Origin of the sequence: Streptomyces sp. ISL-100 (assembly GCF_018614615.1) — a bacterium.
Classification (GTDB): Bacteria; Actinomycetota; Actinomycetes; order Streptomycetales; family Streptomycetaceae; genus Streptomyces.
On sequence record NZ_JAGGOK010000049.1, the window covers coordinates 110317 to 134608 of the forward strand.

The following is a 24292-nucleotide window of genomic DNA, read 5'->3' on the forward strand; positions in this document are numbered from 1 at the left end:
CGGGGGGAAAACACGGCGGGGTCGCATAAAAAATGGGGACTTTCATGCGCATTCGTACCACTGTGGCTGCCGTTTCCGGCGCCCTGGCTCTCTCCGCCTTCGCTGTCCCGGCCGCCCAGGCCGACTACGAGCCGAAGCCGGCCTCCGACCGGGCAGCGGCCTTCGCCTCTCAGGCACCGGCCGACGAGATCGACGGCGACACCCGCATCACGAAGGTGGTCGTCAACGGCGGCAAGGCTCTCTCGCTCGGCACCACTGCGACGAAGACCATCACCGCCGAGGTCACCGCGACCGACGCGGCCGGGATCCTCGAGATCCACTCGTTCCTGTGGAACGGCCCCGGCGACAAGCCCGAGGAAGACGCCATCGGCTTCTTCGGTCCGACCAGCCCGACCGGCACCTGCACCGAGGTCAACGCGACGACCTCGACGTGCAAGTACAGCATCGAGATCGACCCGGCGGCCATGGAGAACAAGATCGCCGGCACCTGGAAGCTGTGGGTCTCGGCCATCGGCAACGACGGTGACTCGCACACCAACGGCGTCGCCGGTACGACGAAGATCCTGCGCGCCTCGACGCTGACGGCCAACGCCTCCCCGGAGCCGGTCGTGAAGGGCAAGACCATCACGATCACGGGCAAGCTGGCCCGCGCCAACTGGGACACCGACGTCTACGCCGGCTACTCCGCCCAGCCGGCGAAGCTCCAGTTCCGCAAGGCGGGCACCACCACGTACAGCACCGTCAAGACGGTGAACACGAACAGCACCGGCAACCTGAAGACCACCGTCACCGCCGCCTCGGACGGCTACTGGCGCTGGACCTTCGCGGGTTCGTCGACGACCGCCCCGGTCACGGCCGCCGGCGACTACCTCGACGTGCGCTAAGCACCACCCGAGCGCACCCAGGCAGTAACCCGCGCTAAGCGGGAAAGCGGCGGCCGACCCAGCGCCACACCAGCTCCAGGGCGGCCGCCGCCACCGCCGCGATGCCCACCGCCAGCCACGGCATCGTCGTACCGACCAGCCGCAACGCGAAGAACTCCTGCAGCCACGGCACCACGAGTACGACGACGAAGCCGAGGCTCATCGCGGCCACCAGGCCGACGCGCCACCAGGTGTACGGGCGGGCGATGATCGCCAGCACCCAGATCGACACCAGGAAGAGCGTCAGCGTCGCGGTGCTCGTCTCGGCGGGCAGGGCGTCCGGGCCCCGGTAGTGGGTGCGGGCGATCAGGTACGTACAGAAGGTCGCGCTCGCGGCGATGATGCCGCCGGGGATCGAGTACCGCATCACCCTGCGTACGAAGTTCGGCTGGGCCCGCTCCTTGTTGGGCGCCAGCGCCAGGAAGAACGCCGGGACGCCGATCGTCAGCGTCGACAGCAGGGTCAAGTGCCGTGGCAGGAACGGGTACTCGACCTGCGAGCAGACCACCAGGATCGCCAGCAGCACCGAGTAGACCGTCTTCGTCAGGAAGAGGGTCGCGACCCGCGTGATGTTGCCGATGACCCGGCGCCCCTCGGCCACCACCGACGGCAGCGTCGCGAAGCTGTTGTTGAGCAGCACGATCTGCGCGACCGCCCGCGTCGCCTCCGACCCCGAGCCCATCGCGACCCCGATGTCGGCGTCCTTGAGCGCGAGTACGTCGTTGACGCCGTCGCCCGTCATCGCGACCGTGTGGCCCTTCGACTGCATCGCCCCGACCATGTCGCGCTTCTGCCGCGGGGTGACCCGGCCGAAGACCGCGTTCTCGTCCAGTGCCTGCGCCATCTCCGCGCGCTCGGCGGGCAGCGTACGGGCGTCGATGGTGTTCGCGGCGCCCGGCATGTCGAGCTTGGCCGCCACCGCGCCGACGGACACCGCGTTGTCGCCGGAGATGACCTTCGTGGCGACGTTCTGCTCGGCGAAGTACTGGAGGGTGTCGGCGGCCTCGGGGCGCAGCCGCTGGTCCAGGACGACCAGGGCGGTCGCGTGCGAGCCGTCCGTGACCTGCGGGTCGTCGAGTCCGCCCCGGTCCGGGGTGACGCGGGTGAGCAGCAGGACGCGCAGACCCTGCTTGTTGAGCAGGTCGATCTCGTCGAGGTACGGGTCGCCCTCGGGCAGCAGCACATCGGGCGCGCCGAGCAGCCACGAGCTGCTGCTGCCGTCGCCCTCGGTGAAGCTCGCCCCGCTGTACTTGCGGGCGGAGGAGAAGGGCAGCGCCTGCGTACAGCGCCAGGAGTCGGTGTGTGGGTAGGCGTTCTTGATCGCCTGGAGGCTGGCGTTCGGCCGCGGGTCGGACTCGCCGAGGGCGCCGAGCACGGTGTGTACGTACGCCTCGTCGGAGCCGGAGCCGGAGCCGGAGCTGTCCAGCGGTCGCACCTCGGTGACGTCCATGCCGCCCTCGGTGAGCGTGCCCGTCTTGTCGAGGCAGACCACGTCGACCCGCGCGAGGCCTTCGATCGCGGGCAGCTCCTGCACGAGGCACTGCTTGCGGCCGAGCCGGATCACACCGACCGCGAAGGCGACCGAGGTGAGCAAAACCAGGCCCTCGGGGATCATCGGGACAATGCCGCCGACCGTGCGCGCGACGGAGTTCCTGAGCTCGTTCTCCTTGACGACCAGCTGGCTGATGATCAGGCCGATCGACGTCGGGACCATCAGCCAGGTCACGAACTTGAGGATCTGGTTGATGCCGCTGCGCAGCTCGGAGTGGACGAGCGTGAACCGGGACGCCTCCTCGGCGAGCTGGGTCGCGTACGCCTCGCGGCCGACCTTGGTGGCGGTGAACGCGCCGCCGCCCGCGACGACGAAGCTGCCGGACATCACCTGCTCGCCGCGCTGCTTGAGCACCGGGTCGGCTTCACCGGTGAGGAGTGACTCGTCGACCTCCAGGCTGTCGGTCTCGACGACCTCGCCGTCGACGACGACCTTGTCGCCGGGCCCGAGCTCCACCAGGTCGCCGAGGACGATCTCGGAGGTCGACACCTCGGCGGACACACCGTCGCGGCGGACCTTGGGCCTGGCCTCGCCGATGACGGCGAGGCTGTCGAGCGTCTTCTTGGCGCGCAGCTCCTGGACGATGCCGATCGCGGTGTTGGCGACGATGACGAAGCCGAAGAGGCTGTCCTGGATCGGCGCGACGAAGAGCATGATCACCCACAGCACGCCGATGATCGCGTTGAAGCGGGTGAAGACGTTGGACCGGATGATCTCGACGGCGGAGCGCGAGCTGCGCACCGGTACGTCGTTGACCTCGCCCCGGGCGACCCGCTCGGCGACCTCGGCAGTGGTGAGCCCGGTGGGCCGGGGCCCCACGACGGTCCCGTCGGTATTGATCTCTGCCCGCTGCGTCATGAATTCGACGGTACGACCGGATGTGCTGATTGACCCGTCGAGTGGCGGAAGATCGGACCGGAGTATGACGGGGATGGGCCTGTGGTTGTACGGGCCGTTCCCCTCGGGGGGTTTACGCGTCCGGGTCCGGGGCGGGGGTTCCGGTGCCGTCGCCAGAGGTCGTCCGTGTCGTCCGGTCCGCCGCCTTCGAGGCCTCCGCACGCTTGATCGCCCGGTCGCGCCCGCGCACGTACCAAATGCCGATGAGCCCGAGTCCGGCGCCGGCCAGGCAGGTCCACACCCACCACGTCGCGTCCCGGTCGTCGAACCAGCCGTAGAAGGGGAGCTGCACCAGGAAGAGGACGAACCAGAGGATCGTGCCGCCGACGATGGTGGCGACGACGGGCCCCTCAAGGGGCTCGGGTGCCTCGTGCTTGGGGGTCCACTTCGCCATGGGGACAGTGTAGGCGGCACATACATGGGTGCGGTCGGGCCAGGCGCCCCATGGCTCTACGCGCGGAGATACCGATCTTCCCCTTATGTATTCATACTGAAACGGCTCTGGTGTGACCGCTTTTGTTCATCTGAACATCCAAGAATGTCCAAGGTCGACCACTTCCCTTCTCTCGCATGAGGTCACGCATGTCTCCCTCGGCCACGGCTACGGTCGACGCCCAGCAGCCGCCGTCTCCCTCGGAGTCGCAGAACGGTCTCGACCGCTTCTTCAAGATCTCCGAGCGGGGCTCCACCGTCGCCCGCGAAATCCGGGGCGGTCTCGCGACCTTCTTCGCGATGGCCTACATCATCGTGCTGAACCCGATCATCCTCGGCAGCGCGAAGGACATGTACGGGCACCAGCTCGACGGTGGCCAGCTGGTCACCGCCACCGTGCTGACCGCCGCGTTCTCCACGCTGCTGATGGGCGTCATCGGCAACGTGCCGATCGCCCTCGCCGCCGGCCTCGGCGTCAACACCGTCGTCGCGCTCCAGCTCGCGCCCCGCATGAGCTGGGCCGACGCGATGGGCATGGTCGTACTCGCCGGATTCGTGGTGATGCTGCTCGTCGCGACCGGCCTGCGGGAGCGCGTGATGAGCGCGGTGCCGATCAGCCTGCGCAAGGGCATCGCCATCGGCATCGGCCTCTTCATCATGCTGATCGGCCTGGTCGACTCGGGCTTCGTCTCCCGCATCCCGGACGCCGCGCACACCACCGTCCCGCTCCAGCTCGGCGCCGACGGTCACCTCAACGGCTGGCCGGTGCTGGTCTTCATCGTCGGTGTGCTGCTGACGCTCGCGCTGATCGTCCGCAAGGTGCCGGGCGCGATCCTCATCTCGATCGTCGTAATGACCGTCGTCGCCGTCGTCATCAACGCCGTCGCGGACGTCCAGTCCTGGGGTCTGACGACCCCGGAGTGGCCCGGCAACCCCGTAGCCTCGCCGGACTTCGGCCTGGTCGGCCAGGTGAGCCTGTTCGGCGGCTTCGAGAAGGTCGGTCTGCTGACCGGCGTCCTCTTCGTCTTCACCGTGCTGCTGTCCTGCTTCTTCGACGCGATGGGCACGATCCTCGGCGTCAGCGACGAGGCCAAGCTGCTGGACGAGAAGGGCAACCTGCCCGGCGTCAACAAGGTGCTGCTCATCGACGGCATCGCCGTCGCCGCCGGTGGCGCCACCTCCAGCTCCGCCACCACCTGCTTCGTGGAGTCCACCGCGGGTGTCGGCGAGGGCGCGCGCACGGGCCTGGCGAACGTCGTCACCGGCGGCCTCTTCGCCGTAGGACTGTTCCTGACGCCGCTGGTCACCATGGTGCCGTCGCAGGCCGCCACGCCGGCCCTGCTGGCGGTCGGCTTCCTGATCCTGTCGGGTTCGGTCAAGGACATCGACTGGAGCGACTACACGCTCGCGATCCCGGCGTTCCTGACGATGGTGATGATGCCGTTCACGTACTCGATCACGAACGGCATCGGCATCGGCTTCGTCGCCTTCTGCGTGCTGCGGCTGGCGGCCGGGCGCGGGCGCGAGGTGCCGGTGGCGATGTACGCGGTGTCGGCGGTCTTCGCCTTCTACTACCTGATGCCGGCGCTGCAACTCACGTAAGCGGCCTCACGCAATGCCGTAGAACTTCTCTGTTTCGTCGACCGCCGTCTGGAAGCGCTCGTCGAAGTCGTCGCGAATGAGCGTCCGGATCACATAGTCCTGGACGCTCATTCCGCGTTTGGCGGCATGGTCCCGGAGACGGTCGTGAAGCTCACCGTCTATTCGCAGGCTGAGCACTGTCGATCCCATGGGGGACAGCGTCGCGGCCCGGCCCCTGGCGGCGCGTCACTTTCCGGAGCGATCTCACTCGTACGGGTGAGGGGCCGTTTCGGCTGGTCTTTAGTGTGGGTAATGAGTTACGCTAAATACATGCCTGACCTGTCGCACGCCGGCAACGCTGCCGCTGTGAACTCCCTGCGCTCGGCCGTCATGCGGCTGGGCCGGCGCCTGAAGCATCAGCGCGTCGACGAATCGCTGAGCCCGACCGAGATGTCGGTGCTCGGCACTCTCGCCCGCTGCGGCTCGGCCACCCCCGGTGAGCTGGCCCGCAAGGAGCATGTGCAGCCGCCCTCGATGACCCGCATCGTGGCGCTGCTCGAAGCCAAGGGACTGGTCAGGCTGGAGCCGCATCCCGGCGACCGCCGGCAGAAGGTGGTCAGCCAGACCGAGACCGCCGAGGCGATGCTCGAAGAGAGCCGCCGCAAGCGGAACGCCTGGCTGGCCGGGCTCGCCGAAGGTCTGGACGAGGACGAATGGGCGAAGCTGCGCGCTGCCGCCCCCGTTCTGGAGAAGCTCGCACACCTCTGACCCCGCGCGCCGCCAAGGAGGCGAACCCACTTTGAGTACGGGATCCGGAGCAGACTCCGCCCCCGCACCGAACACCCACCACAACAAGAACAACAAGAACAACAAGAACAACAAGAACAACAAGAACAACAAGCACAGCAAGAACGGGGCGGGCATGTTCTCGTCCCTGAAGATCCGCAATTACCGGCTCTTCGCCACCGGCGCCGTCGTGTCCAACACGGGCACGTGGATGTCGCGCATCACCCAGGACTGGCTGGTCCTCGACCTCACCGGGTCGGCGGCGGCCGTCGGCATCACGACGGCCCTCCAGTTCCTGCCGATGCTGCTCTTCGGCCTGTACGGCGGTGTCATCGCCGACCGGTACCCCAAGCGAACCCTGCTGCTCTTCAGTCAGGCCGCCCTGGGCCTCTGCGGCGTAGCCCTCGCGGCGCTCACTCTCTCCGGCCACATCCAGGTCTGGCACGTCTACCTGATCGCCTTCCTGCTCGGCATGGTCACGGTCGTGGACAACCCGGCCCGCCAGTCCTTCGTGTCCGAGATGGTCGGCCCCGACCAGCTGCGCAACGCGGTCAGCCTCAACTCGGCGAACTTCCAGTCCGCCCGCCTGATCGGCCCCGCCGTCGCGGGTGTACTGATCACGACGATCGGCAGCGGATGGGCGTTCATGCTCAACGGCCTGTCCTTCCTCGCCCCGCTCGCCGGCCTGCTGCTGATGCGCCAGAGCGAGATGCACAAGGTCGAGAGAGTCCCGCGCGGCAAGGGCCAGCTGCGGGAGGGCCTGCGGTACGTCAAGGGCTGCCCCGAGCTGATGTGGCCGATAGTCCTCGTCGGCTTCGTCGGCACGTTCGGCTTCAACTTCCCCATCTGGCTGAGTGCCTTCGCCGACGGCGTCTTCCACGGCGGAGCCGGGCTGTACTCCGTCTTCAACATCCTGATGGCGGCCGGCTCGCTGGTCGGAGCCCTGCTCTCCGCCCGCCGCCGCTCGTCGCGGCTGCGGATGCTGGTCGCCGCGGCGATGGCCTTCGGCCTGCTCCAGATCGCGGCGTCGTTCTCGCCCGCGCTGTGGCTGTTCGCGATCCTGCTGGTGCCGATCGGCATGCTCGGCCTGACGGTCAACATCACCGCCAATACGAGCGTTCAGATGGCGACCGACCCGGCGATGCGGGGCCGCGTGATGAGCCTCTACATGATGGTCTTCGCCGGCGGTACGCCGGTGGGTGCGCCCCTCCTCGGCTGGGTCACCGACACCTACGGCGCACGCGTCGGCTTCGCGACAGGCGGCGCGATCTCGCTGCTGGCGGGCGTGGGCGTGGCGGTCGTACTGGCGCGCCTGGGGGGCCTGCGCCTGAAGCTGGACCTGCGCCGGGGCCACCAGCACGTGGCGTTCGTCGCGAAGGTCCCGGTCCAGCGGGAGGACGACAACGCCGTACGCGCGAAGGAGCTCGCGACGGTGGCGTAGGCGGGTCTGACGCCCTGACGACGCGGCCCCGGACACAGACAGTGTCCGGGGCCGCGTCGTCTGTGCGGGCAGCTATTGCTGGGCCCAGCGGTGCAGGTGCTCACTCAGGGCGCGAACCCCGGCGGCGCCTGGCCGGATGGACGCCAGGACCTTCCGCAGTTCGTCCGGCGGCGGCTGGAGGCGCAAGCCGTTGGCACGCATGAACGCGCGGGCCGCAGCAAAGGCGAAGGTCTTGTTGCTGCGCTCCAAGGGGGCGAGCAAGGCAAGCGTCTGCATGAGCGCAGCTGCCTTCAGCGGCACTGAGCCGTACACCTCATGGTCAAAGGCCTTGGCCTGGGTTCGGGCCGACCCTGCGATCAGTACGCCGAGGTCGTCCGCCTGAGGGTCGCCGGGGACTTGCTCCGCAGTCCACAACAGCTGGCTCAGGTCGAGGTGATGAGTCATGCGGCCTTGGTCTCTGTGTGGGGCGGAGCGTCGTCTGCGAGATCGGCTTCGGCGAGCACGTCGCCGTACAGCTCGAACGTCTCAAGCACCGCTTCTTTGTACCGCTCAGTGAACTCGTCCCGCTGGAGCGTGGTGACGACGTACTCCTGGACGGTCATGTCGCGCGCTGCGGCTCGCTCCTTGATCGACTCAAGAGCTTTGCTGTCTATGCGCACGCTGAGCATCCTGGTAGCCATGCGGCCATGTTTGCATGCTGTCTGCGCAGGTGAAAGTGGAAGAGCACCTTCGGGTGGCCAGCGACCGCAGTCGATCAGCGCGTGCCGGAAAATGGTCGTATGAGACTCTTCGCCGCCGTACTGCCACCCGCAAAGGCCCTCGACGAGCTAGGCCTCGCCGTCGACCGACTGCACACTCTCCCCGGTACGGACGGACTCCGCTGGACGGGCCGTGACGGCTGGCACTTCACGCTCGCCTTCCTCGGGGAGGTGGACGAAGAGCTCCTCCCCGTCGTCGAGGAACGCTTCGGCCGCGCCGCCGCCCGCCAGGCCCCCTTCCCCCTCCGCGTCCACGGCGGCGGCCACTTCGGCCGGCGCGCCCTGTGGGCCGGCGCGGCGGGCGGCATCGACGAGATGCGGCTGCTCGCCGACCGCGCGGACGCGGCGGCGCGGCGGGCCGGGGTGGCGATGGAGGAGCACCGGGCGTACAAGGCGCACCTGACGATCGCCCGCGGCCGCACCGGCTTCGACACCGACCTGCGGCCGTACGTCGAGGTGCTGGCCACGTTCGAGGGCGAGCCGTGGACGGTGGGTGAGCTTGCTCTCATGCGCAGCAACCCGCCGGTCGCCGGCGTGCCGGGCGCGCAGCCGCGGTACGAGGCGGTGCGGATCTGGCCGCTGGGGGGCTGACGCGGGGCGGCGGAGGAGTGGGCGCGGTGTCCGGTTACGCTCGATGCGTGGACCCGAAAAGCAGAAACCAGATCATGGCCGGTGTACTCGTGCTGTTGCTCGTCGTCGTCGCCGTGGCGGCCGCGATCGGCGGCTAGCCGCGCCGGCTGAGGCGCCACGGCGACACGAATACCTCTGCCTGATACCTCCGGCTGGTACCGCTGCCGGACTGCTACCAGGCGAACGCCTCAGGAGACGGTCCCGGCCCCGGGAAGATCTCGTCCAGCGACGCCAGCACCTCCTCCGTCAGCTCCAGCTCGACGGCGCGCAGCGCCGACTCCAGCTGCTCCGCCGTACGCGGCCCGACGATCGGCCCCGTGATCCCCGGCCGGGTGAGCAGCCAGGCCAGGGCCGCCTCGCCGGGCTCCAGACCGTGCTTGGCCAGCAGGTCCTCGTACGCCTGCACCTGCGCGCGCACGGTCGTGTTCGCGAGCGCGTCCGCCGACCGCCCGGACGCGGAGCGGGCCGCCCCGCCCTCGCGCTCCTTGCGCAGTACGCCGCCGAGCAGCCCGCCGTGCAGCGGCGACCACGGGACGACCCCGAGGCCGTACTCCTGCGCGGCCGGAATGACCTCCATCTCGGCGCGCCGCTCGGCCAGGTTGTACAGACACTGCTCGCTGACCAGGCCGTACGACCCGAGCCGCCGCGCGGTCTCGTTGGCGCGGGCGATGTGCCAGCCGGCGAAGTTCGACGAACCGGCGTAAAGGATCTTGCCCTGCTGGATCAGTACGTCGACGGCCTGCCAGATCTCCTCGAACGGCGTGTGCCGGTCGACGTGGTGGAACTGGTAGATGTCGATGTAGTCGGTCTTCAGCCGCTTCAGGCTGGCGTCGACGGACCGGCGGATGTTGAGGGCGGAGAGGCGGTCGTGGTTGGGCCAGGGCGGCGTGTCGTCCAGTGACATGTTGGCGTAGCACTTGGTGGCGAGGACGGTCTTGTCCCGCCGCTCGCCGCCCTTCGCGAACCAGGAGCCGATGATCTCCTCGGTACGCCCCTTGTTGGCGCCCCAACCGTAGGCATTGGCGGTGTCGAAGTAGTTGACGCCTGCCGCGAGGGCGGCGTCCATGATGGCGTGGCTGTCGGCCTCGCTGGTCTGGGGCCCGAAGTTCATCGTGCCGAGGACGAGGCGGCTGACCTTGAGTCCTGTGCGTCCGAGCTGCGTGTACTTCATGGGTGACAAGCCAACGCCTTCGAGCACGCTCGAAGCAAGGGCACCCAGAGGGCGTGTACGGGTCGTGTACGGGTCGTATACGGGTCGTATACTTGGTCGGCCTCCAGCACGAGTGACGGTGAGAAACTCCGCTCGGGGCGGCTCGAATTGGCCCCGTGGCGCCGTTCGGTGGGGTGGTGGGCGGTCTGCGACGGACTGCGGGCAGAGGGAGGTCTTCCTTCGTTCGCGGGGCACTCAGACGGCTGGCTGCAGCATCCGGACATGCCGTCTGACCTGGGATTTTGTGTCGCGCAGGCCTACGATTTCCCCATCGGGAAAGGGGAGCCGGATGGACCGGAACATACGCACTGTGGACGACGTACTGACCCTCCTGGACGGCCTGTTCGCGCGGGATGCAGACCGCTGGACGGCCGATGCGGCCGAGTGGTGGGACGGCTTCTACGCGGACCGCGACAAGCCGGTTCCGTTCTTCGTGGCGAAGCCGGACGAGAATTTGGTTACGTACGCCGAGCGGGGCCTGATCACCCCGGGCCGCGCACTGGACCTGGGCTGCGGGCCGGGCCGCAACGCGCTTCACCTGGCCTCGCTGGGCTGGGAGGTGGACGCGATCGACCTGTCCCCGGCGGCCATCGCCTGGGCCGAGGACCGCGCCCGCGAGGCGGAGGCCAAGGTCCGGTTCCGGTGCGCTGACGCCTTCGCGCTCACGGACGGCGACCTGGCCGAACTGGGCGGCCCGTACGACCTCATCTACGATTCCGGCTGTTTCCACCACCTGTCGCCGCACCGCCGCATCAGCTATCTGGCCTTTCTCGACCGGGCGCTGGCGCCGGGCGGGCATTTCGCCCTCACCTGCTTCGCGGCGGGCGAGGCGGGCAAGGTGGGCATGGGCTCCGAAGTCCCCGATGCGGAGTTGTACCGCCAGTCCCGGCTGCATGGCGGCCTCGCGTACACGGCGGAGTCGTTGCGGTGGATCTTCTCCGACGACGGTCTGACGGAAATCGAACTGCGCCGCATGCGCGACGAACCGGCGGAGTCGTCGGCCTTCGGCGAGCCCTTCCTCTGGACGGCGCTGTTTCGCCGGGAGGCCCAGAGCTCGTGACCCGCGATGCCCCGTACGGAAATCCGTCCGGGGCATCGCAGTTATGAGGGCAGGGAGTGTCAGCGTGCGGCGGGCGGGGCCAGTCGCTGCAGGTAGTAGACGCCGCTGCCGAAGGTCACGTAACCGCTGTTGACGTACAGCGAACCGTCCGCCGTGGTGGTCAGTGCCCTGACGCCGGTGATGGGTGAGTTCAGGCCGCCGACCTGCTCCCAGGCGGAACCGGTCCAGCGGACCAGCTTCGGGTCGGTGTTGCCGAGCCCGCCGAGCCCGGCGTAGAGCTGTCCGCCGTAGTTGGCGAAGGAGCTGACTTCGGCCCACTTGGTGACCGGAATGTCCCGACGGGTCCAGCTCTTCCCATCCCAGTGGGTGACGTACGCGCCCGTCTTGGCGCCCGTAACCTGCCCGTCGTTGGTTGTCCCGGACACCCAGACATCGTTCGGCCCGTTGTTGATGACGCCGCCGAGTTCCGTACCCACCTTCGGTATCGAAGGCACCGGCACCTCGGTCCACTTGGTGCCGTCGTAATGCAGGGCGAGCGCCTGGTAACGCTCGTTGGCCGGCTTGCCGGAGTCGCGGGAACCCACGGCCCAGATATCGTTCGCCGACTTTACGTCGAGAGCCTCAAGACTCCCTTCGACCTCGGGGAACTTGATGCTGTTCCAGTTCGTGCCGTTCCAGTGGGTCACCGTCGGGTACTTCTTCCCGGGCGCGTCGCTGCGCTGGGTGCTGCCGACGGCCCAGAGGCTGGTGCGGCTCACGGCCTTGGCGTCCCGTATCGCTAAGTTCTCGGCGTCGGGGCTCAGATTGGGCGACCACTTGGTGCCGTCGTAGTGGTTGACCGAGAAGGTGTACGTGCGGCCGATGGCCCACAGATCGTCAGGGGCCGTACCGGTCAATGTGTCGAGGCCGACCCCGGTGGGTCGCGCCAACTGCTTCCAGGTCTCCCCGGTCTCTCCGGCCTCCCCGGTCTTCTGCCACAGCTTGTGCGTGGGAGTCGTGCAGTCGCTGCAGTACTCCGTGGTCGTGGCAAAGGCGTTTTTCGTGTCGAAGGGGAGGAAGGCCGAGGTTGCCTTGGCAATGGGCTGCGAGAGGGTCTCCCAGGCGGGGGTCGCCGCGGCGTTCGCAGGCGAGGCCGCAAAGGCCATACCTACAGCGGCCGTGGACAACAGGAGCGATACTGTGCGCAGCTTGCGGGAAGTGTTCTTGAACATGGGTTATGTGCTCTCCGTTTGAAGGCGTGAATGCCAACCGGAAGGCTATGCAGAGGGTGTGGATTTCGGGATGTTGATCGCTGTACGGAAAACCGGTCGCCTCGACGTCTTGTACGGAGTATCAAGGCCTTGAAAACCGGACTGCGGAATTCCCGAAAACACCGCTGCCCCGCCAGATCCCGGCGGGGCAGCAGTGGTGAATCAGGATGTCGGGATCAGGTGTCGGATCAGCCGCAGGAGCCGCTGATCCAGCGGTGTGACTTGAGCATGTACGTTCCGGTCAGGTTGCCTCGCTGGCCTTGAGGCGTACAGCCCATGCGGGTGTTGTAGTTGCGCCACTGGTAGTAGGCGACACCGCTGGCTGAGCTGGTGCCCCGGTTCCACACCGACTTCACGTTCGTGGTCTGTGACCAGGAGCAACGGATGGAGCCTTGCGTCCAGTCCTCGTCGGCGACACTCCAGGAACACTTGGAACCGGTGCCGCTGGCCCCCGTGTAGAAGCAGACGTTCCCGCTGGCGCAGGCCCCCCACGCCTGCTCGTCGGCCGGCGCGGCGGATGCCACGGGGACGGCTACGGTGGCGAGGAGGGCGGCTGTGCCGAGGCCGGCGAGCGCCGTACGGATTTTGGGCATGATGTAGTACTTCCTCTCCCTCAAGGGACTTCCCCCGTCGCCCGGGTCAATGAGCGACGCGCCCACGCTAAGGAGGCGGGCGCGGGAGGCCAAGAGCGCCAATCGGCCACAATGCCCCTGCAATTAACGGACGTCGCGGTACGTCGCCACGAAGGCCGACCAGCAACACCGCCGGTCCGTAGGCGAGGCCACGGCGGGGCAGTCCTTTAGAGCCGGAATGGCGGGGGAACCCCTTCGCGGTTCCGGGCGTCTGATCACGAGAAGGCGATCACTGGGCGTACACGGGGGTAGGGCTATGGCGATCACACTGGCCGAGGAAATCATGCTGCTGTCCCTGGACGATGAGTCCGGGTCGGCGAAGCAGCGGCAAGCCGCTGGGTGGGCAGTGTCAGGAGGGATCCTGCTCGAACTGGTCCTGGCCGGACGGGTGTCCGTTGCAGACAAGCACCTCGAACTGACGGACACGACGCCGACCGGGGACCAACTGCTCGACAGCCGGACGGCACTGATCGAGGCCTGGCTGCGCGGCCGCAAGAAGCGACGGGTGACGGAGTGGCTCACGAAGGACCAAACCAAGGCCGTCGGTGCGGCTCTGGAGAGCCTGTGCAAGCGCGGAGTGGTCGTGGAGGAGAAGCACAAGGCACTCGGTGTGTTCCCGATACGCCGCTATCCCGAGGCCGATGGCGCCGTCGAGGCTGAGTTGCGGGAACGGCTCCGCGCCGTCGTGCTGGGCGGCGCCGAGCCCGCCACACGGACGGCGGGCCTGATCGCGCTGATCCACTCCGCCAAGCTGCACCGCCTGGCCTTTCCCGACAGCCCGCGCAAGCAGGTCACCACGCGGATGGCGGAGGTCGCCGCCGGGCAATGGGCGGCCGAGAGCGTCCGCGCCGCCATCCGCGACATGCAGGCGGCGATGGTCGCGGTCACCGTGGTCACGGCCGCCACGGCCGGGAGTTAGACCACGGACCAGATGGTCAGTTGAGTACGAGCCCGCGTAGAGATGAGCATCCGTGCCCATGCGGTGGCGGTGACCGCGCTGTGAGGATCGTGCGTACCCTCACGGAAGGAACCGACGGTGAACCCCCACACATACGCGACCCTGTACGGGCCATGGCAGCCGGCGCGGCAACTTCGCAAGGGGCGAACCGCCGTCCGCGTGCTGGCAGGCATCCTGTGGGCGGTGACCTTTGCGTCGCTGGCCTGGCTGATGTGTCTCGTGAGCCTGACGGCGGTGTGGGGCCTGGCCGCCGGGGCACCTGTCGGGAGCTTCCTTCTGCGATGTGCCCTGACCGTCACCGGCTCTGCTGCCGCACTTGCAGCTCTGTATTTCGCACCCGGCATCCGCCGCCTGGCTACGGCGAGCCGTCTGCTTCTCGTGGGCGCGGTGGCATGCCCGGTCCCCACAGGGCTCGCGATCTGGACATGGTTCCAGACCGGCTGACCCCGTCAGCTCCGCATGCTGATGAGCGCGCACGATTGTGGAATCCGCCGGGACTGCCCAGCATCAGCGCGGAGAAGACGCGCTCCCAGGTGACGAAAGCCGTTTCAACTGGGCTCGCTTGCGGATCAACCAACGAACCCGGACACGCAAGGCCACCGCCTTACGCCCGGCTGGGGCTGAACAAACCACTCGGCGCGCAGGCGTACCGCGCTCCCAAGCCCCACTCCTCGTACATCGCGTCCGCGAAAGCCGCCGCCAGTTTGTGTTCGCCCGTCGGGCCCGGGTGCGTTCCGTCGTACGTGTCCACATGGATGTCGTACGTCGCATGAGGCGCCGCCAGCAGCAGCGGGGACGTGCCGGGCACGTCCAGGTTCGCTACCGCCTTCGTCAGAAGCTCGTTGAAGCGGTCGCACTCCGCCGCGAACGGGGCGTCGGACTCCGCCCGGACGTTGGGAATCACCGGGTGGATCACCATCCGCACCCCCGGATTCGCCGCCCGCGCCTCCGCTATGAAGCGTTCCGCGTTGTCGGCGGTCTGGGCCGCGTCCGTGTAGAAGCCGAGGTCTATCAAGCCCAGCGAGACCAGCAGGACGTCCGCCTTCGTCGACGCGACCGTCTCCCCTATCAGCGGCGCCATGTGCAGCCAGCCCTCCCCCCACCCCGACAGGTGGCGGCGGGCGTGCGCCGGAAAGGCCGGGTCGGCGTACTCGTACGACAGCGGTGCGTTCGCGAAAGTGTCGTACAGCTCGGTGCGGGGGCCGACGATCTGGAAGGGGCCGCCGTACGACGTCACCAGGTGCTGCCACATGCGATAGCGCCACGTGAAGTCGCCGGCGCGCCCGATGGTCATGGAGTCGCCGACGAACAGGAAGCGCATTGCGCCATCATCCCGGATCACCGCCGTGGCCTGCGACGTGATGATGAACACTTGGGCCATGCGCCTGCTCCTGCTCTCGTACGTCGTCGCCCCCAGTGCCGCCGCTGCCCTTCTCCTCCTCGCGGCGGCCGGTACCGCCACCGCCACCGCCACCACCGCCTCCGCCGACGACGGCTTCACGATCAAGGACCCACGGATCGCCGAGTCCAGTGGCCTGGCCGCCAGTCGCATCCACCCCGGCATCTACTGGACGCACAACGACAGCGACGACGGCGCGTTCATCTACGCCGTGGACTCCAAGAGCGGCGATACGGTCGCGACCCTCACCATGCGCGGGATCGGCGCGCCGCGCGACGTCGAAGCGATCTCCATCGGGCCCGACGGGAACGTGTACGTCGGTGACATCGGCGACAACCTCGACGGCAGTTGGACCCACGTGTGGATCTACCGCTTTCCCGAGCCCAAGCAACTCACCAACGCGACGGTCGACGCTACCCAGTTCACCGTCAAGTACGCCGACGGGCCCCGCAACGCCGAAGCGCTGATGGTGCATCCCAAGACCGGCCGCGTCTACATCGCCAGCAAGAACGAGGACGGCGGCGGGTTGTACGAGGGGCCCGCCCGGCTGTCGGCCGGCGGCACGAACGTCTTCCGGCGGGTGGGCAAGGTGCCGTGGGTGACGGACGGGGCGTTCTCGCCGGACGGGAAGGAGCTGGTGCTGCGCTCCTACTTCAGCGCCCGTGCGTACGACTGGAAGGACAGCGGGCGGCTCGGGGCCGACCGGGGGGTGGGCGCGCCGTTCCAGGGACAGGCCGAGTCGGTGACGTACACGGCCGACGGGACGGCCATGATGTTCGGCTCGGAGGGCGTCGGTAGTGACGTAGAGCGGGTGGAGGTCAAGGGGAAGCGGGACTCCGGAGCCGAGTCGCCGTCGGGAGAGGGGAGTTCCGGTGACGGCGAAAAGGGGTCTGGCGGTGGTGGCGGTGATGGGGGCGATGGCGCCGGCGGCAGTGGGGATGACGGTGGCGGCGACGTCACTCTTGGGGTCGTTGTGCTCGGGGGCGTGATCGCCGCGTTTGTCGGGCTGAGGCGGCTGCTGCGGCGGCGGTCATAGGTGGTGGCGTAACGCAGCGTGACCCTTCGACGTGCGACGGTGACTATGGCCTGGTTCGCTGAAGGGGACCCGCTCTTCCTACCGTCAAGGAGTGACGATGAGCGTTACAGGCGATTCCCGTGGTCGTGCGGAGCAGATGCGCCAGAAGGCCGACCAGCTGAGGGAGGCCGCGGACCGCGCAACCGATCCGCAGGAACGGCAGAAGCTGATGGAAAAGGCCGACCGGCTGCGGGAGCAGAGCCAGCAGGAGGGCAAGATGAGCGGCGGCGGCCAGCAGGGGTACCTGCCTGAGTAGTCGTACGGTCGTATGACCTCAGCATCATCACGAGCCGATGGCCTTCCGTCCCGCGAAAGCGGGCGGGGGGCCATCGGTTTTTTACGCTACCTACGGATCGTCTGACTTCCCGCCCTGGATTGTGCACAGTGGCGCAGGACCCGTCGCACCGTCGCCCCTAGCCTCACCGGAACAGCACCAGCACCTACGAGGGGCGGTATCGGTGAACTGGCTCATCCACGACTACCGCGAGAGCGATCTCGCGGCAGTGGTCCACCTGATCGACACCACGGCCGAGCTCGGGCAGGAGTCCGTCTTCTCGCTCGCCGAGTGCATCGGTGCGCTCACCTCACGGCAGCCCGCCGTCGTCGCCGTGCACCAGGGCGTTCCCATCGGCGCGGCGCTCGCGTGCGTGGCCGGCGAGCGTGCCTGGGTGATGCGTATCGCGATCTCCTCGGCGTGGCGCGGCCGGGGCCTGGCCAGCGCGCTCCTGGTGGAGCTTGAGCGGCGGCTCGTCGCCGCCCGGGTGGGGCGCATCGCGTACGTACTGCCCGAGGAGGATCTGCTCGGCGAGGGGCTGCTCAACGCGGGATACACGCGCCGGCCCGCCGTCGCGTACTTCGAGAAGGTCGAGCCGCTCCACGGGCCGTCCGCCAGCCTCCTGGAGGATCTCGGCGGGCGCTTCCTGCCCAGCGACCTCTGGGCCAAGGTGGCCGGCATGGAGGCGGAGAAGGACCTGATCGAGCGGCGCGTCGTACTGCCGCTCGCGCAGCCGGAGCTTGCCGCCCGGCACGGGGTCCGGCCGCCGCGCGCGGTGGCTCTTTTCGGGCCTCCCGGGACCGGCAAAACGACGTTCGCGAGAGGCATCGCTTCCAAGCTCGGGTGGCCGTTCGTCGAGCTGCTGCCGTCGAGGCTGGCCGACGAGGGCAACCTGGCTGCGGCGCTGCGCGACGCGTTCGCCCGTATCGCTGAGCTTGAACGCGTGCTCGTGTTCATCGACGAGGTCGAGGAGATCGCTCCCGTAAGGACCGAGCCCGCCCAGCCCGGCGGGATGCACGGAGTCACCAATGAGCTGCTCAAGCTCATACCGGGCTTCCGGGAGGGCGACGAGCGGCTGCTGGTGTGCGCCACCAACTCCATTCGGTCGCTGGACCCGGCGTTCCTGCGGCCCGGCAGGTTCGACTATCTGATCCCGATCGGTACGCCGGACGCGGCGGCGCGGGCCGCGATCTGGGCCCGTTACACAGACGGCCGGGCGGATGTGGACGTGGCACGGCTGGTGGAGGCGACTGAGCTCTTCACGCCCGCCGACATCGAGCACGCTGCCCGTATCGCCGCGCAGGCCGCGTTCGAGCGCGATCTGGAGGAGATCGGAGCCGGTACGGGCGATCCGCTCGCACTCGGCGCGAGTACGGACGACTATCTGGCGGCCATCGCGCAGTGCCGGCCGACTGTGACGCCCGCGATGATCGACCAGTTCGACGCGGACATCACGGCTCACGCACGGTTTTGACGGTGCGCGGGCCGGCGCTCGCGCGCGGGTGTGCGGTCCGCGCGCGTGTGCGGTCCCACGGGCATCTGTGGTCCCACGGGCATCTGCGGTCCCGCGTGCGTCAGTGGCCCGTGGTGACAAAATGGGACAGACGGCTCGGGGATGCTCACGTCACGTGGGAGGCCACGATCATGGCGTCGCAGAGCGTACAAAGCCCATCCCCTTTCGCTTCTCATCCGGAACCTGCCCCTCACCGAGACCTGTGGCCAGGGATCGCCGCGCTGGTCGCCGCAGGGCTGCTGATCGCCGGACACATCCTGTGGACGCGTACACCTGACACGACCAAGCGGGACGCGATCGAGGAAGTCGTGTCCTTCTACGGGAAGGACAGCAATCAGGCGCTGGCGCAAACGTCGGCCCCGATGCTGCTGGCCGCGGGCCTGCTGTTCATGGTCTTCCTGGTAGCCCTGTCACGCCTGGCAGGCAACCGCTCGCACCTTGTACTGGTGGGTGGCACCGTGTTCACCGTGTTCCTCCTTGTCGCGGCCATCGCCGGGAACATCTTTGCGATCACGGCGGACGCCTCCGATGTGTTCCCCGTCCGGCCCGAGACGGCGCTCATCGCGATCCTGCTCCTGGACGTGGCGTACGGCGCGACGATCGCGGCGATGGTCGGCGCGGCGGTGCTGCTGTTCGCCGTCTGGCGCGTGTCGCGCGAGTCGCGGGCCGTGCCGGGGTGGCTCGGGTGGTTCGGATTCGTGGTGGCGGTGCTGTCGCTGGGCGGGCCGTTCAGTGCCTGGGCGACGCCATTGCTGATGGCGCTGTGGATGCTGGCTGCGGGCGTGGTGCTGATCATGAACGCGCGGGTGGCGCAGCGGGACGAGGGGCAGGAGCCGGCCGTGGCGCCCGGCACGCCTTGACGGCGGGGGTCCGTCACTTCCCGTTCGCGCGTTCCGCGCGTTCCGCCCGTTCCGTAACCAAGGCTTCGAAGCCGGCGATCAGTCGGCGCAGGCCGAAGTCGAAGTGGTCGAAGTCGGTGGAGAACGAGTCCTCGGCGAGTGCGGCCATCAGCGGGTACTCGCCGCTCGCCATGGCCCTTTCGAGGTACGGCCGCTGGCCCTCCCAGAAGTCTTCGTGACTCAGGCCCGTCTCCTTGGCCGCCTCCGCGGACTGGGCCTCCATGCGGGCGATTCCGATGACGAAGCTCTGCACCGTGATGATCACCGAGATCAGTTCGGCGTCCCGTAGCCCCATGCCCTTGAGCGCGGCCAGCGACACTTCGAGGCCGCGCACGGCGCTCGGGCCGAGGATCGTACGCGCCTGGTTGATCTTGAGCAGCCATGGGTGGCGCCGCAGGAGATCGAGATGCGTGCGGGCCATGGACTCGACGGCCGTCTGCCAGTCCACCGGCTCTCGGGCGTCGATGGAGTCGAGCGGCTCGCCCTGTACGCGGTCGAGCATCAGGTCGAGCAGCTCGGCTTTCCCCGGTACGTAGCGGTACAGCGACATGGTGCCGGTCCCGAGGTCGGTGGACAGGCGGCGCATCGATACGGCGTCCATGCCCTCGGCGTCCGCGATCGCTACGGCAGCCGCGACGATGCGATCCAGCGTCAGGCCGGGCTTGGGGCCGCGGCTGGGGCGGTCGCCCGTACCCCAGAGGAGTTCGAGGCTGCGGCCGATGTCGCCGCTGCCGCTGCTCGTTTCGCCGGTCCCGGTCGTCTTCTTCATGGCACCCTAATCTCCTGGACAGAAACTGAGTACGGCATACTCTCATCAGAGTACGCCGTACTCAGTTACGTTGTGAACGGGAAGGGGAGCCCCTTGTGAGTGCCACCGAATACGCCGTTCGGGCGGAAGGAATCCGGAAGAGGTACGCCGAAAAGGGAGCGAGGGGAGCGAAGGGAGCGAGGGGAGCGAAGGGAGCCAAGAGCGGCGCCCACAAGCTCGCCCTCGACGGCTTCGATCTCGCCGTCCGCGCCGGCACCGTCCACGGCCTGCTCGGCCCCAACGGCGCGGGCAAGACGACCGCCGTGCGCGTTTTCGCCACCCTGCTCAAGTTCGACGGCGGCCGAGCGGAGGTCGCGGGCGTGGACGTGACCCGCGATCCCCGGCTCGTACGCCGCCGGATCGGCCTCACCGGCCAGTACGCCGCCGTCGACGAGGTGCTGACCGGGCGGCAGAATCTCGAAATGTTCGGCCGCCTCTTTCACCTGGGCGGGAAGCACGCGAGGGTGCGTGCCGGTGAACTGCTGGAGCAGTTCGACCTGGTCGAGGCGGCGGACAAGGGCGTGGGCGCGTACAGCGGCGGGATGCGGCGCCGGCTCGACCTCGCCGCGTCGATGATCCTCGCCCCGCAGGTGCTCTTCCTCGACGAGCCGACGACCGGGCTCGATCCGCGCGGGCGGGGCGAAGTGTGGGATGCGGTACGGGCCTTGGTGGCCGGCGGTACGACCGTACTGCTGACGACCCAGTACCTGGACGAGGCCGACAAGCTCGCCTCGCACATCACCGTCATCGACCGCGGGCGGGCCATCGCCGACGACACCCCGGACGGCCTGAAGAACCGGGTCGGCGGCGACCGTATCGAAGTCGTCGTCGCACAGGCGGCGGACCTCGCGGTCGCCGCGAAGGTGATCGCGCGGGTCTCGGAGACCGAACCGGAGACGGACGGCGCGGCGCTGCGGGTGCACGCTCAGGTCGGCGACCGGGTGGCGGCTCTGACGGAGGTGGCGCGGACCCTTCAGGACGAGGGGATCGCGGTGGAGGACATCGGACTGCGCAGGCCGAGCCTCGACGACGTGTTCATGCGCTTGACCGGACACCGTGCGGAACTGGAGGCAGCAGCGGCATGAGTGGCACTGCTGGAACTGCGATTACCGCAAGTACTGCGGATGTGTCCCTGACGGGACCCGAGCGACGGCTGTACTGGGCGCTGGCCGACTGCTGGAACGTAACCAGGCGCAGCCTCACCCACTATCAGCGCCAGCCCGTCGCCATCATCTGGCAGCTCGGCTTCCCCATCATCTCCGTGCTGCTGTACGGGTTCGTCTTCGGCGAGGCGATGGCGGTGCCCGGCGGCGGGGACTACCGGGAGTTCCTGATGCCCGGCATGTTCGCCTCCACCATGGCCTTCGGGTTCATGGGTACGACGATGGCCGTGGTCAACGATGCCTCGAAGGGCGTCATCGACCGGTTCCGCTCCATGCCGATGGCGCCGTCGGCGGTGGCGTCGGGGCGAGGCGTGTCCGATCTGCTCGTCGCCTGTGCCGAGTTGACGATCCTGGCGGTGACGGCGCTGCTCATCGGCTGGGAGGCGGAGGGCGGCGTACTCGCCGCCGTGGGGGCCTTCGCGCTGCTTCTGCTGCTGCGCCTCAGCCTGATCTGGGTGGGGGTCTGGCTGGGGCTGCTCCTCCCCAACGCGGAGGCGGCCGGCGGGCTCTACGCGGTGGCCTTCCCGCTGACGATGATCTCCAGCATCTTCGTGGCGCCGTCCCTGATGCCGAGCTGGCTGGGGCCGGTCGCGGCCTGGAATCCCGTCTCGTCGACGGTCACGGCGACGCGCGAGCTGTTCGGGCAGCCGGTGAGCGGTGGCACGTGGATCGAGGAGAACGCGGTGCTGATGGCGGTGGTCTGGCCGGTCGTGATCACGGCGGTGTTCCTGCCGCTGGCTGTGCGGCGGTTCCAGGCGTTGAGTCGCTGAGGCGCTGCTTCGCTTAGGCATGCGGGAAGTGGGGGTGGGCCCGGGAGGGGGGCGGGCCCACCCCGCCGTGGCTACGCCGGGCACTCCTTCCAGGCGAGCCGGTAGATGGTCTTGATCTCGCCGTCCGTCGAGTCCATGGCGATGAAGCTGTTCGTCTTCGTCGGGTCGGAGGTGCCCGCGCTGACGCGCAGCTCGGTGTTGATGTTGAAGTTTCGCTTCACCCCGCAGGGCGCCCAGACCAGCTGGCCCCAGTCGGTTTCGTCGGTCGCCTGCCAGTTGTTGTCGTACGGCCCGGTGTACGGGTGGGTCCTGGACGCCGTGTCGGGCGAGCCCTGGAAGTAGTACGACGCTTTCTGGACGGCGGTGGCGCCCGCCTGGAGGCGGGCGTAGCCGCGGTAGTCGGCGCTGGCGACGGCGTAGGTGAAGCCGTGCGGGACGTGCACGATGAGGTTGAGCTGGCAGTTCTTGCGGAAGTCGGTCGGCTTCGCGCCCACGCCCACTTGGGCGAGGTAGTCGCTGTACGTAACGGTGAAGGCCGTGTTGTCCGGGGAGACGGCGACGGCGGCCGTTCCCTGGCGGCAGCCCGATCCGTTGACGGTCGCGACCTCTATGACGATTTTGTCGGGCGGAGCGACGATCCCGCCGTCCGTGGCCGCGGAGGCGCTGTGTGCGAACAGGGTGGAGGCGAGCAGCGCGGCGGCCGCACCGCCGACGAGTAACGCTCGGTGTGAAGGTGTGTGTCTGGGCATGGTGCTCCGATCGGTCGTCGGGCGAACTTGGGGGGTCCAACCGAAGGAACTGTCGCGTGTGGCATGTGGCGTGCACATGTCAAACATTCAAGCGGTGCCGGCCGGTGTTCAAAGCGCCGGAACCCTTCGGACTGTAGGCAGCGGGGCGGAACCTGGATAGGGCGGTTATCGGCCGAGCGCGGAAACCGGAAAGCGAGGGTATGGAAGCGCACGTGTGAGGGGCCCGTCCGACGGTGTCGCGACGGTGTCGGACGGGCCCCTCACACGTGCCTGCGTGTCACACAGCGAACTGCTACAGCTTCTCGATCACGTAGTCGATGCAGGCCGTCAGGGCCTGGACGTCGGCGGGGTCGATCGCCGGGAACATCGCCACGCGCAGCTGGTTGCGGCCCAGCTTGCGGTACGGCTCGGTGTCGACGATGCCGTTCGCGCGCAGCGCCTTGGCGACCGCCGTGGCGTCGATCTCGTCGGAGAAGTCGATCGTGCCGATGACCTGCGAGCGCTTCGCCGGGTCCGTGACGAACGGCGTCGCGTACTTCGACTCGTCGGCCCAGCCGTACAGGTTGCCCGCGGAGGTCGCGGTGCGGCGGGTCGACCAGTCGAGGCCGCCCTGCGTGTTGATCCACTCAAGCTGGTTGTTCAGCAGGAAGAGGGTCGCGAGCGCCGGGGTGTTGTACGTCTGGTTCTTGAGGGAGTTGTCGATAGCCGTGGGCAGGCTGAAGAACTCCGGGATGTGGCGGCCGGACGCGTGGACGCGCGCGGCGCGCTCCAGGGCGGCGGGGGAGAAGACCGCGATCCACAGGCCGCCGTCGGAGGCGAAGGACTTCTGCGGGGCGAAGTAGTAGACGTCGGTCTCGGCGATGTCGACCGGGAGGCCGCCCGCGCCGGACGTGGCGTCGACCACGACGAGGGAGCCGGCGTCGGCGCCCTCGACTCGCTTGACCGGGGCCGCGACACCGGTCGAGGTCTCGTTGTGCGTGAACGCGTACACGTCGACGCCCGCCTCGGCCTGCGGGTCCGGGTGTGTGCCGGGGTCGGAGGCGATGACGGTCGGGTCGTCCAGCCAGGGCGCCAGTTTGGCGGCCTTCGCGAACTTCGACGAGAACTCGCCGAAGTTCAGGTGCTGGGACTTCTGCTCGATCAGGCCGTGGGTCGCGATGTCCCAGAAGGCGGTGGAACCGCCGTTGCCCAGGATCACCTCGTAGCCCTCGGGGAGCTGGAAGAGGTCGCGTACGCCGTCACGCACCGAGCCGACCAGGTTCTTGACCGGGGCCTGGCGGTGGGACGTACCGAGGAGGGAGGTGCCGGTCGCGGCCAGGGCGTCCAGCGCCTCCGTACGCACCTTGGAGGGGCCCGCGCCGAAACGGCCGTCGGCGGGCTTCATGTCAGCGGGAATCTGGATCTCAGCCACGCTCCGGAGCGTATCCGGTCCGTGGAGGTCCTGGAGGTGCGCGTCCGGCGAGTGAGACGCGCGCTCCGGCACGTGAGATGCGAAACCTCCCTGCCTGGGGCGCTGCACGTCATGCTGCACC

The 24292-nt window shown here is 68.5% G+C and carries 26 protein-coding genes; 14 read left to right on the top strand and 12 right to left on the bottom strand.

Annotated elements, in window-relative coordinates:
• Positions 1 to 44 precede the first annotated feature (44 nt).
• Complete coding sequence (locus J7E89_RS21810) at positions 45 to 884, top strand: calcium-binding protein (protein ID WP_214976035.1); 840 nt, start codon at positions 45 to 47, stop codon at positions 882 to 884.
• Positions 885 to 918: 34 nt separating this feature from the next.
• Here the strand turns inward: J7E89_RS21810 and J7E89_RS21815 are convergent, their stop codons facing one another.
• Positions 919 to 3333 carry an HAD-IC family P-type ATPase gene (locus tag J7E89_RS21815; protein WP_214976036.1) on the bottom strand — a complete coding sequence of 805 codons (2415 nt, stop codon included), beginning with the start codon at positions 3331 to 3333 and terminating at the stop codon, positions 919 to 921.
• Between the two features lie 112 nt (positions 3334 to 3445).
• Positions 3446 to 3766 (bottom strand): DUF2530 domain-containing protein, encoded by a 321-nt coding sequence (locus J7E89_RS21820; protein WP_214976037.1) that lies wholly within the window; start codon positions 3764 to 3766, stop codon positions 3446 to 3448.
• 188 nt (positions 3767 to 3954) lie between these two features.
• Here J7E89_RS21820 and J7E89_RS21825 point away from each other — a divergent pair, with 188 nt between their 5' ends.
• Positions 3955 to 5406, top strand: coding sequence for an NCS2 family permease (locus J7E89_RS21825; protein ID WP_214976038.1), 1452 nt, complete (start codon positions 3955 to 3957; stop codon positions 5404 to 5406).
• Between the two features lie 6 nt (positions 5407 to 5412).
• Here the strand turns inward: J7E89_RS21825 and J7E89_RS21830 are convergent, their stop codons facing one another.
• Entirely contained in the window at positions 5413 to 5595 is a 183-nt protein-coding gene (locus J7E89_RS21830) for a toxin-antitoxin system HicB family antitoxin (protein ID WP_214976039.1), read from the bottom strand.
• 120 nt (positions 5596 to 5715) lie between these two features.
• Between J7E89_RS21830 and J7E89_RS21835 the strand changes: the two genes are divergently transcribed.
• Positions 5716 to 6153, top strand: a complete 438-nt coding sequence (locus tag J7E89_RS21835) for a MarR family winged helix-turn-helix transcriptional regulator (protein WP_214976040.1) — start codon at positions 5716 to 5718, stop codon at positions 6151 to 6153.
• Positions 6154 to 6184: 31 nt separating this feature from the next.
• Positions 6185 to 7612, top strand: a complete 1428-nt coding sequence (locus tag J7E89_RS21840; protein WP_214976041.1) for an MFS transporter — start codon at positions 6185 to 6187, stop codon at positions 7610 to 7612.
• A gap of 72 nt (positions 7613 to 7684) precedes the next feature.
• Here the strand turns inward: J7E89_RS21840 and J7E89_RS21845 are convergent, their stop codons facing one another.
• A complete protein-coding gene (locus tag J7E89_RS21845) occupies positions 7685 to 8056 on the bottom strand; it encodes a fic family toxin-antitoxin system, toxin component (RefSeq protein WP_214976042.1) in 372 nt (123 codons plus the stop codon).
• Positions 8053 to 8292 carry a BrnA antitoxin family protein gene (locus tag J7E89_RS21850; RefSeq protein ID WP_214976043.1) on the bottom strand — a complete coding sequence of 80 codons (240 nt, stop codon included), beginning with the start codon at positions 8290 to 8292 and terminating at the stop codon, positions 8053 to 8055. The genes J7E89_RS21845 and J7E89_RS21850 overlap by 4 nt, the downstream gene beginning before the upstream one ends.
• Before the next feature lie 99 nt (positions 8293 to 8391).
• Here J7E89_RS21850 and thpR point away from each other — a divergent pair, with 99 nt between their 5' ends.
• The gene (gene thpR, locus J7E89_RS21855; RefSeq protein ID WP_214976044.1) at positions 8392 to 8961 is read left to right on the top strand and encodes an RNA 2',3'-cyclic phosphodiesterase; all 570 of its coding nucleotides are present in this window, start codon (positions 8392 to 8394) and stop codon (positions 8959 to 8961) included.
• A gap of 211 nt (positions 8962 to 9172) precedes the next feature.
• On the opposite strand, the gene J7E89_RS21860 is transcribed toward thpR, so the two are convergent.
• Positions 9173 to 10171 carry an aldo/keto reductase gene (locus tag J7E89_RS21860; RefSeq protein WP_214976045.1) on the bottom strand — a complete coding sequence of 333 codons (999 nt, stop codon included), beginning with the start codon at positions 10169 to 10171 and terminating at the stop codon, positions 9173 to 9175.
• A gap of 328 nt (positions 10172 to 10499) precedes the next feature.
• On the opposite strand from J7E89_RS21860, the gene J7E89_RS21865 reads away from it, so the two are divergent.
• Positions 10500 to 11270 carry a class I SAM-dependent methyltransferase gene (locus J7E89_RS21865; protein WP_214976046.1) on the top strand — a complete coding sequence of 257 codons (771 nt, stop codon included), beginning with the start codon at positions 10500 to 10502 and terminating at the stop codon, positions 11268 to 11270.
• Positions 11271 to 11329: 59 nt separating this feature from the next.
• Here J7E89_RS21865 and J7E89_RS21870 read toward each other — a convergent pair whose 3' ends face one another.
• Both J7E89_RS21870 and J7E89_RS21875 read right to left on the bottom strand, forming a co-directional pair.
• On the bottom strand, positions 11330 to 12481 hold the full coding sequence (locus J7E89_RS21870) for a hypothetical protein (protein ID WP_214976047.1): 1152 nt from the start codon (positions 12479 to 12481) through the stop codon (positions 11330 to 11332).
• Positions 12482 to 12708: 227 nt separating this feature from the next.
• The gene (locus J7E89_RS21875; protein WP_214976048.1) at positions 12709 to 13113 is read right to left on the bottom strand and encodes a peptidase inhibitor family I36 protein; all 405 of its coding nucleotides are present in this window, start codon (positions 13111 to 13113) and stop codon (positions 12709 to 12711) included.
• 295 nt (positions 13114 to 13408) lie between these two features.
• Between J7E89_RS21875 and J7E89_RS21880 the strand changes: the two genes are divergently transcribed.
• Positions 13409 to 14071, top strand: coding sequence for a GPP34 family phosphoprotein (locus tag J7E89_RS21880; protein WP_214976049.1), 663 nt, complete (start codon positions 13409 to 13411; stop codon positions 14069 to 14071).
• Between the two features lie 117 nt (positions 14072 to 14188).
• Complete coding sequence (locus tag J7E89_RS21885; protein WP_214976050.1) at positions 14189 to 14554, top strand: hypothetical protein; 366 nt, start codon at positions 14189 to 14191, stop codon at positions 14552 to 14554.
• Positions 14555 to 14714: 160 nt separating this feature from the next.
• On the opposite strand, the gene J7E89_RS21890 is transcribed toward J7E89_RS21885, so the two are convergent.
• Positions 14715 to 15491, bottom strand: a complete 777-nt coding sequence (locus J7E89_RS21890) for a GDSL-type esterase/lipase family protein (RefSeq protein ID WP_251060886.1) — start codon at positions 15489 to 15491, stop codon at positions 14715 to 14717.
• Between J7E89_RS21890 and J7E89_RS21895 the strand changes: the two genes are divergently transcribed.
• The 4 genes from J7E89_RS21895 (at position 15490) to J7E89_RS21910 (ending at position 19231) form a co-directional block, all read left to right on the top strand.
• A complete protein-coding gene (locus J7E89_RS21895; protein WP_214976051.1) occupies positions 15490 to 16545 on the top strand; it encodes an esterase-like activity of phytase family protein in 1056 nt (351 codons plus the stop codon). The two genes, J7E89_RS21890 and J7E89_RS21895, sit on opposite strands and share 2 nt — an antisense overlap.
• 97 nt (positions 16546 to 16642) lie before the next feature.
• Positions 16643 to 16840: a DUF6381 family protein gene (locus tag J7E89_RS21900; RefSeq protein ID WP_214976052.1), complete on the top strand. Its 198-nt coding sequence runs from the start codon at positions 16643 to 16645 to the stop codon at positions 16838 to 16840.
• Between the two features lie 202 nt (positions 16841 to 17042).
• Positions 17043 to 18332 carry an ATP-binding protein gene (locus J7E89_RS21905; protein ID WP_214976053.1) on the top strand — a complete coding sequence of 430 codons (1290 nt, stop codon included), beginning with the start codon at positions 17043 to 17045 and terminating at the stop codon, positions 18330 to 18332.
• A gap of 347 nt (positions 18333 to 18679) precedes the next feature.
• On the top strand, positions 18680 to 19231 hold the full coding sequence (locus J7E89_RS21910) for a hypothetical protein (protein ID WP_214976054.1): 552 nt from the start codon (positions 18680 to 18682) through the stop codon (positions 19229 to 19231).
• A 13-nt stretch (positions 19232 to 19244) separates the two neighbouring features.
• Here the strand turns inward: J7E89_RS21910 and J7E89_RS21915 are convergent, their stop codons facing one another.
• Positions 19245 to 20039, bottom strand: coding sequence for a TetR/AcrR family transcriptional regulator C-terminal domain-containing protein (locus J7E89_RS21915; protein WP_214976055.1), 795 nt, complete (start codon positions 20037 to 20039; stop codon positions 19245 to 19247).
• Between the two features lie 95 nt (positions 20040 to 20134).
• Between J7E89_RS21915 and J7E89_RS21920 the strand changes: the two genes are divergently transcribed.
• The gene (locus tag J7E89_RS21920; RefSeq protein WP_214976056.1) at positions 20135 to 21163 is read left to right on the top strand and encodes an ATP-binding cassette domain-containing protein; all 1029 of its coding nucleotides are present in this window, start codon (positions 20135 to 20137) and stop codon (positions 21161 to 21163) included.
• Entirely contained in the window at positions 21160 to 22011 is an 852-nt protein-coding gene (locus tag J7E89_RS21925) for an ABC transporter permease (RefSeq protein WP_214976057.1), read from the top strand. Before J7E89_RS21920 ends, J7E89_RS21925 begins: the two co-directional genes overlap by 4 nt.
• A gap of 71 nt (positions 22012 to 22082) precedes the next feature.
• Here the strand turns inward: J7E89_RS21925 and J7E89_RS21930 are convergent, their stop codons facing one another.
• Together J7E89_RS21930 and serC are read right to left on the bottom strand one after the other, a co-directional pair.
• Positions 22083 to 22760 (bottom strand): DUF4360 domain-containing protein, encoded by a 678-nt coding sequence (locus J7E89_RS21930; RefSeq protein ID WP_214976058.1) that lies wholly within the window; start codon positions 22758 to 22760, stop codon positions 22083 to 22085.
• Positions 22761 to 23052: 292 nt separating this feature from the next.
• The gene (serC, locus tag J7E89_RS21935) at positions 23053 to 24171 is read right to left on the bottom strand and encodes a phosphoserine transaminase (RefSeq protein ID WP_214976059.1); all 1119 of its coding nucleotides are present in this window, start codon (positions 24169 to 24171) and stop codon (positions 23053 to 23055) included.
• Between the last annotated feature and the right edge of the window lie 121 nt (positions 24172 to 24292).